Raw genomic sequence first — 14,541 nt, 5'->3', positions numbered from 1 at the left:
TGAACGAGCTCCCCTTGGTGTCTTGCGTAGATAAGACACCAAGGGGAGGTGGTCAATCCGTCATGGCACCAGCACTGTGTCGCGCGCGATCGCGTCGGTCTGGGGGTAGTCGAGGGTGAAGTGCAGTCCCCGGCTCTCGTGCCGCTTCAGTGCGCTGCGGACGATAAGGTCGGCGCACTGGTGAAGGTTTCTGAGTTCGATGAGGTCGGTGGTGACCCGGAACGCGCCGTAATAGTCCTCGATCTCGCGGGCGAGCAGGTCGATCCGGTGCGCCGCCCGCTCGAGCCGCTTGGTCGTGCGGACGATGCCGACGTAGTTCCACATCATTCGGCGGATCTCCGTCCAGTTCTGCTGGATGACGACTTCCTCGTCGGAATCGGTCACGCGGCTGGCATCCCAGTCGCGGATCGCAGGCGGCTCGTCCATTTCGTCCCACGCGAGCAGGATGTCCTTGGCCGCTGCCTCGCCGAAGACGAAGCATTCGAGGAGGGAGTTGGAGGCCAGGCGGTTTGCCCCGTGGAGCCCGCTCTCGCTGCATTCCCCCGCCGCCCACAAGCCGGGAAGGTCGGTCCGCGCATCGAGGCCGATCAGGATGCCGCCACAGGTATAGTGCTGCGCGGGCACGACCGGGATCGGCTCCCTGGTCATGTCGATGCCGAGGCTGGTCAGCTTTTCGTCGATGTTCGGGAAGTGCTCCTTCACGAACTCGGCGGGCTGGTGGCTGATGTCGAGATGGACGAAGTCGAGTCCGTGACGCTTGATCTGGTCGTCGTTCGCGCGCGCCACAATGTCGCGCGGGGCGAGCTCGGCGCGCTCGTCGTAGGACGGCATGTAGCGTTCGCCGGTCTTTGGGTTCTTGAGAACTCCGCCTTCGCCGCGCACCGCCTCGGTGATCAGGAAATTCTTGATGTCGAGGTTGTAGAGGCAGGTCGGGTGGAACTGCATCATCTCCATGTTGGAGACGCGCGCGCCCGCCCGCCACGCCATCGCGATCCCGTCGCCCGTCGCGCCGCGCGGCGCGGTCGAGAACTGGTAGACGCGGCCTGCCCCGCCGGTGGCAAGGATGGTCGCCCGCGCAACGTGCGCTTCGACCGCGCCGGTCGCTTCGTCGAGCGCATAGACGCCCCAGACCCGGCCCGAACCCGAATACTTTTCGCCGTGACGCCCGGTGATGAGGTCGATGCAGGTGCGGCCGGGCAGCAGCGTGACGTTGGGATTGGCCTCGGCCGCCTTCAGCAAAGCCTCCTGCACAGCCCAGCCGGTCGCATCGTCGACGTGCACGATGCGGCGATGGCTGTGCCCCCCCTCGCGGGTGAGGTGGAGGGTATCGCGGTCCTTGTTGAACGGAACGCCAAGCTCGATCAGCCGGTCGATCGCGGCGGGCGCGTTCTCGATCACGAACTCGACCGTTTCCAGCCGATTGAGACCCGCCCCGGCAACCATCGTGTCGCGGATATGGTCCTCGAAGGTATCGCCTGCATCGAGCACGGCGGCGATGCCGCCCTGCGCCCAGGCGGTCGACCCGCCAGTGAGTGAGCCCTTTGCGAGCACCAGCACCTTGCGGGTCTCGGCGAGAGCCAGCGCGGCAGTCAGCCCGGCCGCGCCCGAGCCGATGATGATGACGTCATGTTGCGAAACGCTCATGGTTCGTGCTTCAACACGTCCGCGCCGCCCGGCGCAAGCCACGGCAGAGAGATCGGATGGACGCGGACCGCCGCAAGGCGCTGGAAGAGCGGCGTCGCTTCATGCACGAGCGGCTCGCCGCGCGAGCATTCCGTGAGGGGATCGAGCCAGCACTTTCTGCGATGGAAGCGGCGAACGAGAAATTCCGCGTCTATCGCCTCGGCACCGAGCCGCAGTGGAACCCAGGGTGGGTTCCGGCTGGCTACAGTTACATTCCATGGCAGGTACTCGAAGGCGTGCACACAAGCCCGCGCATCGACGAGCGCGAACAGATGGCCGAGTTTATGACCGGGCTGCTTGCGGACCGGGTCGAGCAGGATGGCGATCTTCTGTTCGTGCCCGACGGCAAGGGCTGGTCGGTCGGCCTGACTCGCGACGTGTGGGAGCGGCACGCGGTAGCCTTGCTCGATGCGGCCTGGGACAGCGCCTACCTTGTTGCCCCGCCCGCGCAGTGGCTCATTTTCGGCGATTGGAGCCGCGTGCTGTGGAAAGACGCCTGACGCGCAGCAATTTACCGGTGAAAGCCCGCCGATTCATCAACATGCGGCAATAAATGAACGATTCGCCGATTCTCCGTTGCGACTCCGCGGACCCGCGATATCCGTGGCATCACAGGGGATAAGGATGGGAAGGGTCGCAACTCACATGAAAATCGCACACCTCGCGTGCGCGTTCGGCCGGCATAGCGTCGACCTGAACAAGGTCCGGCGCATCCATGGCGGCACGGTCAGTCGGTGCAGGCACTGCGCCACGCCGATGGAAGAGAGCCTGCCGCATCAGTGGACGGTGCAATATGTCCGCGATGCCGGCCTTGCCGACCGGATCCTGCGCTGATCGCTAACCCGCCGCGGTAAGCTGGACGAAGACGTCCTCGAGGTCCGCCTCGCGCGTCGTCACGTCCTCGATCACGAAACCCTGCTCCTGCACCAGGCCGAGCACCTGCCCGGCGGTGATCTTGTCCTTGTCGTAGGTGATCTCGATCGTCCGGTCGCCCTTCTTCGCACTCTTCTTGAACGCGGCATGGGCGGGCGGCGCGGCAAGGTCGCGGTCGACGGTGATCTCGACCACCTTTTCGCCCATCATGCCGACCAGTTCGCGGGTCGGCTTGTTGGCGATCAATTCACCGTGGTTGATAATCGCGATCCGGTCGCACAGCTCCTCGGCTTCCTCGAGGTAGTGGGTTGTTAGGACCACCGTCACGCCCTCGCGGTTCAGGCGGGTCACGAGTTCCCAGAGTTGGCGGCGCAGTTCGACGTCGACCCCCGCGGTCGGCTCGTCGAGAACGAGGATCGGAGGGGAATGGACCATCGCCTTGGCCACCAGCAGCCGGCGCTTCATCCCACCCGACAGCGTGCGGGCATAGGCATCGCGCTTGTCAGCAAGGTGGACCGCCGCCAGCAACTCCTCCGAACGGCGCAAGGTCTTGGCGATGCCATAGAACCCGGCCTGGTTCTCCAGCACCTCGAACGGGGTGAAAAACGGATCGAAGACGATCTCCTGCGGCACGATCCCGATCGATCGCTTGGCGTTGCGCGGATTGGCGTCGATATCGAAGCCCCAGATTTCCGCACTGCCCGAGGTCTTCATGACCAGCCCGGCGAGGATGTTGATCAGCGTCGACTTGCCCGCGCCGTTAGGGCCGAGCAGGCCGAAAATCTCCCCCTGCGGCACATCGAAGCTGACGCCCTTCAGCGCGTGCTTGCCTTCGCCACCCTTGATCCCGGCGTAGCGCTTCTGGAGGCTGTCGATGCGGATCGCGGGGGGTGTCGTCATATCGAGGCACCTAGAGGCGTTGCACCGCGCTCGCAACATGGGTAACGGCCCGCTTCATGAGCCTGCCTCCGCCCGAAGTCAGCAAGGTCGACCATGCCCGCGTGTGGTGCGATGGCGCGACCGACATCCGCAGCGGCGCGAACTACCGCCCCGCCGCGCTCGGCCACCCCAAGGTCTGGCTCGAGATCGACGAGCACGGCTACGTCGACTGCGGCTATTGCGACCGGCGCTTCGTGCTCGAGGGCGGGCCGGCCGACGGCGCCGACCAGGCGAGCCTGCCCGACATTTCGGAAGGCGCGGCCTAGCTTTACCCCGGCGGTGCGCCCATATCGGCGCTCATGACCGCCGATCCCCACGCGCTGCTCTACGGCTCCGGCCAGCTCACGCCCGACGAGGCGAAGGCGCTTGCCGCCGAGACCCTGTCGAACTGCGAGGACGGCGAGCTCTATCTCCAGTTCATGGCCACCGAGGCCTTCGTCTTCGACGACGGGCGGCTGAAGACCTGCGACTATTCGCGCGACTCGGGCTTCGGCCTTCGCGGCGTGTCGGGCGAGATGACCGGCTTCGCGCACGCGAGCGAGATCAGCGCGGCGGCGATCCGCCGGGCAGGCGAGACGCTTCGCCTGCTAGATCCGGCCAAGAATGCGCGTGCCGCGCCGCCTGCCCGCTCGAACCGCCACCTCTACACCGAAGAGAGTCCGCTCGATGGTATCCCGATCGAGCGCAAGATTCGACTGCTGGAAGAGATCGACGCGGCGGCCCGCGCGCGGGATCCGCGCATCGTGCAGGCGACCGCAACGCTTATGGGAAGCTGGACCACGATCGAGATCGTCCGTCCCGACGGTTTCGTCGCGCGCGACGTGCGCCCGCTCGTGCGGCTCAACGTCAACGTCGTGGCCGAGGCGAACGGGCGGCGCGAGACAGGCAGCTTCGGATTTGGCGGCCGGTATCTCTATGACGACCTGTTCGATCCGGTGAAATGGCGCCGTGCGGTCGATGCCGCGGTCGATCAGGCGCTGGTCAACATCGAGAGTGTCCCCGCCCCGGCAGGCGACATGACCGTGCTGCTCGGCCCCGGCTGGCCGGGCGTGCTCCTGCACGAAGCGGTCGGCCACGGGCTCGAGGGCGATTTCAACCGCAAGGGCACCAGCGCATTTTCGGGCAGGATCGGCACGCGCGTCGCCGCTCCGGGCGTCACTGTCGTGGACGACGGCAGCATCATGGATCGCCGCGGCTCGTTGTCGATCGACGACGAAGGCACGCCGACTCAGGAAAACGTGCTGATCGAGGACGGTATCCTCAAGGGATACATGCAGGACCGCATGAACGCGCGGCTGATGGGTGTCGCGCCGACCGGCAACGGGCGGCGACAGGACTATGCCCATGCGCCGATGCCGCGGATGACGAACACCTTCATGCGCGGCGGAAACGACGATCCGGCCGAACTGTTGAGCCGCGTGAAGAAGGGTATCTTCGCCAAGAGCTTCGGCGGCGGGCAGGTCGACATCGTCAGCGGCAATTTCACGTTCTCGTGCACCGAGGCCTACCTCGTCGAGGATGGCAAGCTCGGCGCGCCGATCAAGGGAGCGACTCTCATCGGCAATGGCCCCTCGGCGCTGACCAAGGTTGTCGGCATCGGCAACGACATGGCCCTCGATGAAGGCGTGGGCATGTGCGGTAAGGCGGGTCAGGGTGTGCCCGCGGGGGTTGGCCAGCCGACGCTGCTTGTCTCGGGCATGACTGTGGGCGGAACGGGCTGACACGAATGTCAGCCCGCGTTCAGCCGAGGCGTGATATCAGGCGGGCATGACTGAGCTTTTGCCTCGCGCGGTCCTTGCGATCCTGCTTCTGGCGGGGGCGCCGCTTGCCGCGCAGGACCGGCCTGCGAAGGGTGAGGCCGAGCTTGCGGAAATGCTTGCCGGTCGCGTGGCCGGTTCACCTGTCGATTGCATTTCCGATAGCGATGCCCGCTCGATGCAGATCGTCGACGGCACCGCATTCGTGTTCGGTCGGGGCCGCACGCTCTACGTCAATCGTCCCGCCAGCCCGGCGATGCTCGATGATTCCGACCTTCCCGTTTTCGAGAAGTGGGGCTCGCAGCTTTGCCGGCTGGATCACGTCGAGCTGCGCGATCGCCTGTCCCATATCGGCGGGCCGACGGTCTTCCTGGACAGCTTCGTCCCCTATTCCCGCCCCTCCCTTGATCGATAAGGAGTAAGCCATGCGTATCGTAGCTCTTGCCGCCCTTGCCGCCGCGATCGTCGCCGGCCCGTCGGTCGCCGCCGACCGCCTGACGGGCGAGGCCAAGCTGACCAAGATACTGGAAGGTCGCGTTGCGGGTACCCCGACCAGTTGCATCAACACCTTCGTCAACCGCGATTCCACGGTGATCGACAATACCGCCGTCGTCTATGGGCGTGGGCGGACGATCTGGGTCAACCGCACGGCCAATCCGCGGGATCTCGACAATTCGGATGCGCTGCTGGTGCGGATGCACGGAACGCAGCTCTGCCGCCAGGATATCGTGACGAGTTTCGATACGTCGACCGGCATGTACACCGGCAACGTGTTCCTCACCGAGTTCGTCCCCTACACCCTCGCAAACTGAGCGCGCCGCCTTGACCGCCGCCCCGCGCCGCTGGGCGGCGGACCTGCTGCATTTCTGGTTTCACGAACTCGGCCCTGCCGATTGGTACGGTGGCCCCGGCGAAGTCGACGAAGCGCTGCGCCGCCGGTTCGCTCGCGACCTGGCGATGCTGGCGACCCGGCCCGCGACCGAATTCCTGCGTGACCCGTTGACCGCGCGCGCCGCGATCCTGCTGTTCGACCAGGTTCCGAGGAACATCCATCGCGGAACTATCGGCGCTTTCGCCACCGACGCGCTCGCTCGATCTATCGCCAAAGGCGTTATTGAGCGCGGATGGCATAGGGAGCTGGACCGCGATGCGCGGTCGTTCGTCGGGATGCCGTTGATGCACAGCGAGGCCATTGCCGATCAGCGGGCCAGCCTCGCCTACTTCCGTGCCAGTCCGAAGAACTTCGCATTCGCGCGCGATCATTACCGGATGATCGCCCGCTTCGGACGGTTTCCCCACCGCAACGCCGTGGTCGGTCGCCGGTCGTCGGCGGCAGAGCGCGCGGCGGTCGCGGCGGGGAACGCCTGGTAGCTTACTGGTTGTCGCTGAGCTGGCCGCGGATCGCGCCGTTCGGGTACGCAGCGTTGTGGACGTTGACGTAGAAGTCGGCGGGGTTGCCCTGCAGGCGGTTCTGGGTCCACTCGCGGGCGTCCTTGCAGCCCTGCCAGCGACCTTCGTTCGACCGCTCGAGGGTGAAGACCGGCGGACCGTTGGTACCCGCGCGGCCGAAGTGGATGTGCGCAGCGGTTGGCGCGTCGATGCCGGTCACGTCTTTGATCTCCCAGCAGACCTGGCCGAAGCCGTCGGTGACCGAGATTTCGGCACGGCCGTACCCGTCGGGATCGCCCCCGCCGACTTCGTTGGCGCCGGTCAACGTAGCCTTGTAGGTGTCGGACGTCGCGTCGACCGCCTCTTCCTCGAGCGTGGCGCAGCCCGCCAGAGCGACCGCACCGGCGAGTGCGGCAACGGTTAGAATGGCTTTCCTGTTCATCATGACCTCTCCTTGGATCGTGGCACCGTCCACCATCGGCTCACCGAGACGTAACGGCGGCGGAGGGTGCCCGTTCCGCCAGCGCTTCAGGCGCGGCGGCCGCGGACTTGCAGCGGCGTGCGATCCGCATCGAGGTCGATGACAATGTCTGCCGGTTCGTCGGCGATCATCGCGCGGGTAATCCGCTCGTAGTGCGCGATGAAACGGGCGATTTCTCCACGCGGCATACCCTTGGAGCCGAGATGCGCTTCCTGTTCGCCGCGCCAGCGTTCGACGACCTCGAAGTCCGGTGCGCGCAGGAGCGTTCGCAAGTCGATCCGGTCGAACAGCGCTGCATACTCGTGCGCCAGGCGGTCGTTGACCCAGTGCCGCCAGACGCCTTCGCTATCTTCCTCGCGTTCAAACGCGTTGATCGGGTGGGCCAACGCCGCTTCAGCCTGTTGCCGCGCGCCGATGCACCAGCCTTCGAGCAGCACGATATCGATCGGCCCCGCGATGACACGGCTGCCTGCGCGATCGTCGATCGCCTTGTCGAAGATCGGAGTTTTCGCATCGTTGCCTGCTAGCAGGTGGTTCAGCGTGTCCGAGAGCAACGCGACATCATGGGTCCCCGGCACGCCGCGTGTAGCGAGCAGCGGATGCACTGCGCGAGCGAGCGCCGCGCGCTCGGCCTTCGTCAGGTAGAAATCGTCGAGCGCTAGGACAGCCGTAGAAAGGCCCGCCTCGTCGAGCAGCGAAGCGAGGCGGGGCGCCATCGTGGTCTTGCCCGAACCTTGCGCTCCGGCCAGTCCGACCAGGATCGGGGGGTCGAGAGATGCACGGCGATCGACGATGGCGGCGGCGACCGCGCGGTCGGCCGCTCCCCAGTTCACGTCCGCGCCTGTCCTGTCGGGCACAGCGACAGCGCGGGGCAGTCCGGGCACTTCGGGTTCTTCGGGGTACAGATCGCGCGGCCGAGTTCCTTCATCAGCATATGATGCTCATCGATCGTGCCTGCGTCCCACTCCTCGGGGAGCTGCGGCATCAGCGCATCGTAGGCCTTCGCGGTGTCCTCGCCCTCGGCGATCAGGCCGAGACGCGCGAGGATGCGCAGGTGGTGCGTGTCGAGCACCAGCGCGGGCCGGTCGAGCGTGGTGGTGTTGACCACCTGCGCGGCGATCTTGCGGCCGGTGCCCGGCAGGCTCTCGAGCCAGGCGATCGCATCGGGCGTGTTCATTCCATCGAGAAGCGACAGGTCCACCGTCCCAACTCTCTCCCGGATGGCGCTGAGCACCCCGTGCACCCGCTTTGCCGACTGGTTGGGAAAGCGCACACCCTTGAGCGCGGCGGTCAGTTCTTCGGGCGACAGCGCAGCCACCGCATCCCAGGAGCCATGCTCAGTGAGCATCCGGTCCGCCACTGCGCTGGACGCCGAACTCGGCATCCGCGATCCGATCAGCCCCTGCACCAGCGCCCACTCGGGCGCGCGCCGGTCGGCTGCGGTGCGCTTCATGTGCCCGAAGCGCTGGACGAGCGCGTTGTGCAGGCGGCAGAGTATATCCGTGACGGGAGTCTTTACTCCCATTCAATAGTCCCCGGGGGCTTCGAGGTGTAGTCGTAGACCACCCGGTTCACCCCCTTCACCTCGTTGACGATCCGCGTCGCCACGCGGCTGAGGAAGGCGCTGTCGAAGGGGTATACATCGGCAGTCATGCCGTCGGTCGAAGTGACGGCGCGCAGGGCGAGGACGTGGTCGTATGTGCGGTAGTCGCCCATCACGCCCACGCTGCGGACCGGGAGCAGCACCGCGAAGGCCTGCCAGATCGCGTCGTAGAGCCCCGCGCTGCGGATCTCTTCGAGGTAGACCGCGTCGGCCTTGCGCAGGATATCGCAACGCTCCTTGTCGACCGCGCCGGGGATGCGGATCGCGAGGCCGGGGCCGGGGAAGGGGTGCCGCCCGACGAAGATTTCGGGGAGGCCGAGCTCGCGGCCCAATACGCGCACTTCGTCCTTGAACAGTTCGCGCAAGGGTTCGACCAGCGCCATGTTCATCCGCTCGGGCAGGCCGCCGACGTTGTGGTGGCTCTTGATCGTGACCGAGGGGCCGCCGGTGAACGAGACGGATTCGATCACGTCGGGATAGAGCGTCCCTTGCGCGAGGAAGTCCGCGCCGCCGATCTTGCGCGCCTCTTCCTCGAACACGTTGATGAACTCGGCGCCGATGAACTTGCGCTTCTTCTCGGGGTCGGTGACGCCCTCGAGCCCCGCCATGAACCGCGCCTCGGCATCCACCACTACGAGCGGGATGTTGTAGTGGTCGCGGAACATCGTCTCGACCTGCTCGCGCTCGTTGAGGCGGAGGAGGCCGTGGTCGACGAACACGCAGGTGAGCTGGTCGCCGATCGCTTCGTGAATCAGGATCGCGGCGACCGAGCTGTCGACCCCGCCCGACAGGCCGCAGATCACGCGCTTGTCGCCAACCTGCTCGCGGATCTGCGCGATCTTGGTCTCGCGATAGGCGGCCATGGTCCAGTCGCCGGGAAGGCCGCAGACCTTGTGCACGAAGTTCGCGATCAGCTTGCCGCCGTCGGGGGTGTGGACCACCTCTGGGTGAAACTGGGTGCCGTAGAACCGGCGCGCTTCGTCGGCGATGACCGCAAACGGTGCGCCGTCGCTGGTGGCGACGATCTCGAAGCCGGGTGCGAAGCGGGTGACCTTGTCGCCGTGGCTCATCCACACCTGGTGTCGCTCGCCGACCTGCCACAGGCCGTCGAACAGCGCGCAATCCTTGGTGACCGTCAGGAACGCGCGACCGAACTCGCCGTCCCACTCGCCCGCGTTGCCCGCTTCGACCTTGCCGCCGAGCTGGTGCGACATGACCTGCTGGCCGTAGCAGATGCCGAGGATCGGCAGGCCCGCCTCGAACAGCGCCTGCGGGGCACGGGGGCTGCCTTCCTCTGGCACCCCGGCGGGCGAGCCCGACAGGATGATGCCCTTCGGTTGCAGCCGGGCGAATGCTTCCTCGGCCTGCGTGAACGGCGCGATCTCGGAGTAGACCCCCGCCTCGCGCACGCGGCGCGCGATGAGCTGGGTCACCTGGCTGCCGAAATCGACGATAAGGATGGAATCGGGGACGGGGGTAGCAGTCATGGCCGCGCGTTAAGCGGGGTGCGTCCCGAGGTCCAGACCCGCGCAGGGACGGAACTTGCCTCGATTGCACCGTTCATGGTCCCGATGCCTGCGCAAACTGCAATCGACTGGGCCTGTCATGCACGGGTCGCGAGTTCTCGGGAGGACTAAACGCCTCAATTGTCTCGAGAAATGGCTCCGGAGAGTGGTTTGGGCGCAATGGCAGCGCTTTCTGCACCGGATCACGCGTTTTTTGCGCTTGCGAAAAGAATGGTGCGGCGCACAATGGTGATGGAAGGCTTGGGGGCAGGTCGCTTGGAAGCGCAAGTAGCGAAGAAAGGAATTCGCGAATGCGTAAGACTCTCATCGGAAGCCTCGCCCTGGTCGCAGCCGCGATCGTAACGACACCTGCTGCCGCTGAAAGCGTTCAAGTGCGCGTGAACTACAAAGACCTCGATCTCACTCGCTCCGATCACGTCGACGCGCTCAAGAAGCGGGTCCGGGCAAAAGTCCGTAGCGCCTGTGCCTCCCCGAGTTTTGCGATAGCCGCGTATTCGGACTGCGAGCGGGGAGCGATGGAGCAAGCGATGCGCGAAATCGAACGGCATCGATTGCGTTATGCGGCGTTGACCGTTCCGCCCGCTGGCTGATCGCGCATCGATTGGCAATTTCGACACGGTCTGGCGATACCCTCGCTGGGCCGTGTTCTTTCGGAATCAGCGATTTACATGGGCAGTTGCGTGAATTGCAACATGCTGCGTGATTTTCTCATTTGTAGAAAGAGGGGCGTAACATTATTTCGCCCCGTGCCGGGTGAGCCGACCCTCTCTCCCCCCTGAATAGGCCGCCCGGCGCTTGCCTCCGACCACGTCCCCCCGGGTCCCGAGGCGCACTCGCCCCCGCCGGCCCAGCCTGCGGCCGCGAGCCGAAAGCGGGGCGGTGGCCGATCTCTCCCTTCCGCCGCCGCCTCGTCTTTCCCGCTTGATCCGGTGCGCTCGCGCTAGTCGCAAGAACAGCGATCGCGCGTTCGTATGCAGGCTTGTTCGCGAGCGCCTCGAGTGTGTTGCGTCCCGCGCAACTGCTCACGATATTTTGTCATTTGTGAAAAGATTAGCGTAATATTATTACTACTCGAGTGCGGTGTCACAGGGGTGCCGCCAAAGCCAGAAAGATAATCGACCCATGAAATTCGCTTCACACGTCCTCGCCTTCCTCACCGCGACGACCATCAGCATCCTGACCGTCGGCGCGACCATCGCCTGATCGAATAAACGCAATTCGCCTGAGCGCCGAATCGCTCAGGCAACCCGTTCGAAGTCCTCGGCCAAAGCGCGCAGCTCTGTCTTGAGGAGCTTACCGATGTGACTGCGGGGCATTTCCCCGATCGGGTGAAGCGCGGCAAGCCGTTGGGTCTTGCCCAGATTCGCATTGGTGGCCGACATGATGTCGGCCACTTCGCTATCCGGGCAACCGGACGCCAGCCGGACGAAGCCGACAGGCGTTTCGCCCCACGCACGGCTCGGCATCCCAATCACCGCGGCTTCGGCCACGCGCGAGTCGGCTTCCAGTGCCGCTTCGAGGTCGGCCGGGTAGATGTTGAACCCACCCGAGATGATCATGTCCTTGGCGCGCCCGACGAGTTCGACGAACCCGTCTGCGTCGATCCGCCCGATATCGCCCATCCGCTGCCAGGTTAAGCCAGTGGCGGGATCGATCCAGTACCCTTCGCGGGTCTTCCCTTCCTGGTTGCGATAGCCCGACATCATCGTGCCCGATCGCCCGACGAGGTGCCCGGCGGAGCCTGGAGGCAATTCGTTGTCGGCGTCGTCGAGAACCTTGAGCTCGCTTCCCGGGGCCGGCCGGCCGACAGTATGGAGCTTGTCCGGAAACTCGTGCGCGTGGAGCAGCGTGACCACGCCGCCCTCGGTCATCGAGTAGATCTCGATCAGCGCCCCCGGCATCCGGGCGAGCACCTCGCGCTTGAGATCGGGCGAAAACGGGGCGGAAGTGCAATATTTCAGGCGCATGGCAGACAGGTCGAACTCGCCCAGCGACGGCTCGTCCATCAGGCGCTGGTACTGCACGGGGACGAGCATCGTCATGGCCGTGCGATCGGCTTCGGCGTAGCCGAGCCAACGCTTGCTATCGAACTTGCCGATAACACGCACTATGCCGCCCGCGGCGAGCGGCCCGAGGAAAGCGACCATCGTGGTGTTCGAATAAAGCGGCGTCGAGGCGAGACTGACCACGTCTCCCCCTGCCGCAAGCAGGCTCGCTGCGGTCGTCGCGAACTGCCGCCAGCGCATCTGGTGCGAATGCACGATGCCCTTGGGAATGCCCGTAGTGCCGCTAGAATAGATGATCGTGAACGGATCGCCCGGCTCCGGCGCGAATGGCGCGGCACGGGTCCCGGCCGGGGCCATCCACTTGTCGAGTTCCTCGTCGAGCACGATCTTCGTCAGGCTCGGAAAGCAATCCTCACCAAGCTCGACCAACTTGGCCCGGTCGATGAAGATGTGCGTGGCACCGCTGTCCGCCGCCATTCCCGCGAGCTGTTCGGGCGAGGCGCCGGTTGTCAGCGGCGCGGCGACACCGCCCGCGCGCACCGCTGCCAAGAACACCAGCGCATAGGGAACTGTCGAGGTGCCGAGGATCGACACCGATTGCCCGGGCATCAGGCCGTCGGCCTGCAACCGTGCGGCGATCCGCTCGATCCGGTCGCCCAGATCGCCCCAACTCAGTTCGCCCTGTTCGTCCCGCATCGCGGGGCTGTCCGGCTGCACCGCAGACCAGTCCGCTAGCACTTGCGCGAACGAACCGAACGGCTCGGACAGGGCGGCGGCGATATCCTCTCGTGTCATTGCCTGAAGGCTAGCCGACCCGCATCAGGTGGCAAGTCGCAACTATCCGGCGAGCGCTTTGACCAGGTCGAACAGGTAGTCCCGCCCGGTGTAGATGCCGCGCACGTTGAGTCTTTCATTGAGGCCGTGCGCGCCGTTGCCGTCGGGGTCGCCCCACGATCCGGGCACGCCGTAGGTCGGGATCCCCGCGCCGCCGGTATAGACAGCATCGGTCGCTCCGGTCGACATCGTCGGGATGACCGGCACGCCGGGGAAATACTTCGCCGCCAGCTTCTCCATCGGCCCGATCAGCGCGGGATCGAGCGGCGGCGCCTTGGCCACCGGTTTATCGTCCCGGCCATAGGCGATGGTGATCTTGTCGTTGGCGATGATGCCGGCAAGCGCGTCGCGAACTTCCGCGCGGGTGTGCCCGGGAAAGATGCGGCAGTTGACGTTTGCCGTCACCTTCTGCGGCAGGGCGTTGAGCGCGTGGCCGCCGTCGATCAGCGTTGCCACGCAGGTCGTCCGCAGCATCGAGTGGAACGAAGCATCGCGGTCGAGCACCGCGAGCGCGGCCTTGTCGTTCACGTCCTTCGTGATCGCCACCATAGCCTTGCCCATGTCGTCGGAGCGCGCGCCGCCTGCCTTGGCGAAGAATGCGCGGGTCGTATCGTTGAGCTCGGGGGGAAATTCGTGCCGCGAAATCCGTTCGAGCGCGCGCCCCATGTCGTAGATCGCGTTCTCGGGCACCGGACGGCTCGAGTGGCCGCCAGGGTTGGTCGCGGTCAGCTTGTAGTCCTGATAGACCTTCTCGCCGACCTGGATCGTCTGGACGACGAGGTTGCCGTTACCATCGGTCCTGCCACCGCCGCCTTCGTTGAGTGCGAAGGCCGCATCGATCAGGTCGCGGCGCTCCTTCGCCAGATATTCCGCGCCGTTGAAGGCGTTGTCGGTCTCCTCGCCGCACGTCAGCGCCATCTTGATCGTGCGCTTGGGCCTGGCGCCCGATTCCTTGAGCCGGATCAGCGTATCGGACCACACGGCCGCCTGGAACTTGTCGTCCGCGATCCCGCGGGCGTAATAGTAACCGTTCTCCTCGACGAGCTTGAACGGGTCGCGCTCCCAGTCGGCGCGGCGCGCGGCGACCACGTCTATGTGGGCGAGCAGCAACATCGGCTCCAGCGTCTTCGACGTTCCGGGCAGCGTGGCCACCAGCCCGCCGTCGTTCGGGTGTTCGGGAACGGAGAACGCGATGAGCTGGTCGTCGGTGAAGCCCGCCGCTTTCAGGCGCGAGGCGACCTGCGCTGCGACCTTGGTACAGCTTCCGTCAGGCAGCGAGCTGTCGGTCTCGACCATCTCCTTGTAGAGCTCGAAGAACTTCTGTTGATCGGGGCGCAGCGGGCCCATCGGCTCGATCTTCATCTGCGCCATGGCGGTCGAGGCGACCAAGGCGGCGGCGAGGGCCGTGAAAGCTGCGTATCTCAAGTCAATCTCCCCTGATCCTGACGCG

At 65.7% G+C, this 14,541-nt stretch carries 16 protein-coding genes; 8 read left to right on the top strand and 8 right to left on the bottom strand.

The window, feature by feature from the left end; genetic code table 11:
- Nucleotides 1-60 precede the first annotated feature (60 nt).
- The gene (nadB, locus tag ACWPMX_RS12245) at nt 61-1,644 is read right to left on the bottom strand and encodes an L-aspartate oxidase (protein ID WP_455700274.1); all 1,584 of its coding nucleotides are present in this window, start codon (nt 1,642-1,644) and stop codon (nt 61-63) included.
- A gap of 56 nt (nt 1,645-1,700) precedes the next feature.
- Here nadB and ACWPMX_RS12240 point away from each other — a divergent pair, with 56 nt between their 5' ends.
- On the top strand, nt 1,701-2,183 hold the full coding sequence (locus tag ACWPMX_RS12240; protein ID WP_455700273.1) for a hypothetical protein: 483 nt from the start codon (nt 1,701-1,703) through the stop codon (nt 2,181-2,183).
- A 145-nt stretch (nt 2,184-2,328) separates the two neighbouring features.
- Entirely contained in the window at nt 2,329-2,517 is a 189-nt protein-coding gene (locus ACWPMX_RS12235) for a hypothetical protein (RefSeq protein ID WP_455700272.1), read from the top strand.
- A 3-nt stretch (nt 2,518-2,520) separates the two neighbouring features.
- Here the strand turns inward: ACWPMX_RS12235 and ACWPMX_RS12230 are convergent, their stop codons facing one another.
- Nucleotides 2,521-3,456, bottom strand: a complete 936-nt coding sequence (locus ACWPMX_RS12230) for an ABC transporter ATP-binding protein (RefSeq protein ID WP_455700271.1) — start codon at nt 3,454-3,456, stop codon at nt 2,521-2,523.
- A gap of 56 nt (nt 3,457-3,512) precedes the next feature.
- Between ACWPMX_RS12230 and ACWPMX_RS12225 the strand changes: the two genes are divergently transcribed.
- The 5 genes from ACWPMX_RS12225 to ACWPMX_RS12205 are packed head-to-tail and all read left to right on the top strand — an operon-like array spanning nt 3,513 to nt 6,623.
- Entirely contained in the window at nt 3,513-3,761 is a 249-nt protein-coding gene (locus ACWPMX_RS12225; protein ID WP_455700270.1) for a zinc-finger domain-containing protein, read from the top strand.
- A gap of 33 nt (nt 3,762-3,794) precedes the next feature.
- Nucleotides 3,795-5,216, top strand: coding sequence for a metalloprotease TldD (gene tldD / locus ACWPMX_RS12220; RefSeq protein ID WP_455700269.1), 1,422 nt, complete (start codon nt 3,795-3,797; stop codon nt 5,214-5,216).
- A 46-nt stretch (nt 5,217-5,262) separates the two neighbouring features.
- Nucleotides 5,263-5,667: a hypothetical protein gene (locus ACWPMX_RS12215; RefSeq protein WP_455700268.1), complete on the top strand. Its 405-nt coding sequence runs from the start codon at nt 5,263-5,265 to the stop codon at nt 5,665-5,667.
- A 10-nt stretch (nt 5,668-5,677) separates the two neighbouring features.
- Nucleotides 5,678-6,064 (top strand): hypothetical protein, encoded by a 387-nt coding sequence (locus ACWPMX_RS12210; protein ID WP_455700267.1) that lies wholly within the window; start codon nt 5,678-5,680, stop codon nt 6,062-6,064.
- 10 nt (nt 6,065-6,074) lie between these two features.
- Nucleotides 6,075-6,623 (top strand): DUF924 family protein, encoded by a 549-nt coding sequence (locus tag ACWPMX_RS12205; RefSeq protein WP_455700266.1) that lies wholly within the window; start codon nt 6,075-6,077, stop codon nt 6,621-6,623.
- Between the two features lies 1 nt (nt 6,624).
- On the opposite strand, the gene ACWPMX_RS12200 is transcribed toward ACWPMX_RS12205, so the two are convergent.
- The 4 genes from ACWPMX_RS12200 to guaA form a co-directional block, all read right to left on the bottom strand.
- Nucleotides 6,625-7,083: a CHRD domain-containing protein gene (locus tag ACWPMX_RS12200; protein WP_455700265.1), complete on the bottom strand. Its 459-nt coding sequence runs from the start codon at nt 7,081-7,083 to the stop codon at nt 6,625-6,627.
- Nucleotides 7,084-7,169: 86 nt separating this feature from the next.
- Nucleotides 7,170-8,006 (bottom strand): kinase, encoded by an 837-nt coding sequence (locus tag ACWPMX_RS12195; protein ID WP_455700264.1) that lies wholly within the window; start codon nt 8,004-8,006, stop codon nt 7,170-7,172.
- Entirely contained in the window at nt 7,952-8,647 is a 696-nt protein-coding gene (locus ACWPMX_RS12190) for an endonuclease III domain-containing protein (RefSeq protein ID WP_455700263.1), read from the bottom strand. The genes ACWPMX_RS12195 and ACWPMX_RS12190 overlap by 55 nt, the downstream gene beginning before the upstream one ends.
- Nucleotides 8,638-10,212 carry a glutamine-hydrolyzing GMP synthase gene (guaA, locus tag ACWPMX_RS12185; RefSeq protein WP_455700262.1) on the bottom strand — a complete coding sequence of 525 codons (1,575 nt, stop codon included), beginning with the start codon at nt 10,210-10,212 and terminating at the stop codon, nt 8,638-8,640. The genes ACWPMX_RS12190 and guaA overlap by 10 nt, the downstream gene beginning before the upstream one ends.
- 329 nt (nt 10,213-10,541) lie before the next feature.
- Here guaA and ACWPMX_RS12180 point away from each other — a divergent pair, with 329 nt between their 5' ends.
- On the top strand, nt 10,542-10,841 hold the full coding sequence (locus ACWPMX_RS12180; protein WP_455700261.1) for a UrcA family protein: 300 nt from the start codon (nt 10,542-10,544) through the stop codon (nt 10,839-10,841).
- Between the two features lie 648 nt (nt 10,842-11,489).
- On the opposite strand, the gene ACWPMX_RS12175 is transcribed toward ACWPMX_RS12180, so the two are convergent.
- The gene (locus ACWPMX_RS12175; protein ID WP_455700260.1) at nt 11,490-13,052 is read right to left on the bottom strand and encodes a class I adenylate-forming enzyme family protein; all 1,563 of its coding nucleotides are present in this window, start codon (nt 13,050-13,052) and stop codon (nt 11,490-11,492) included.
- Nucleotides 13,053-13,094: 42 nt separating this feature from the next.
- Nucleotides 13,095-14,516 carry a M20/M25/M40 family metallo-hydrolase gene (locus tag ACWPMX_RS12170; RefSeq protein ID WP_455700259.1) on the bottom strand — a complete coding sequence of 474 codons (1,422 nt, stop codon included), beginning with the start codon at nt 14,514-14,516 and terminating at the stop codon, nt 13,095-13,097.
- Nucleotides 14,517-14,541: the final 25 nt, after the last annotated feature.

Source organism: Tsuneonella sp. HG094 (assembly GCF_053819285.1).
Note: the sequence above shows the minus strand (reverse complement) of the source record. Positions and strands in the feature narration are given on the sequence as shown.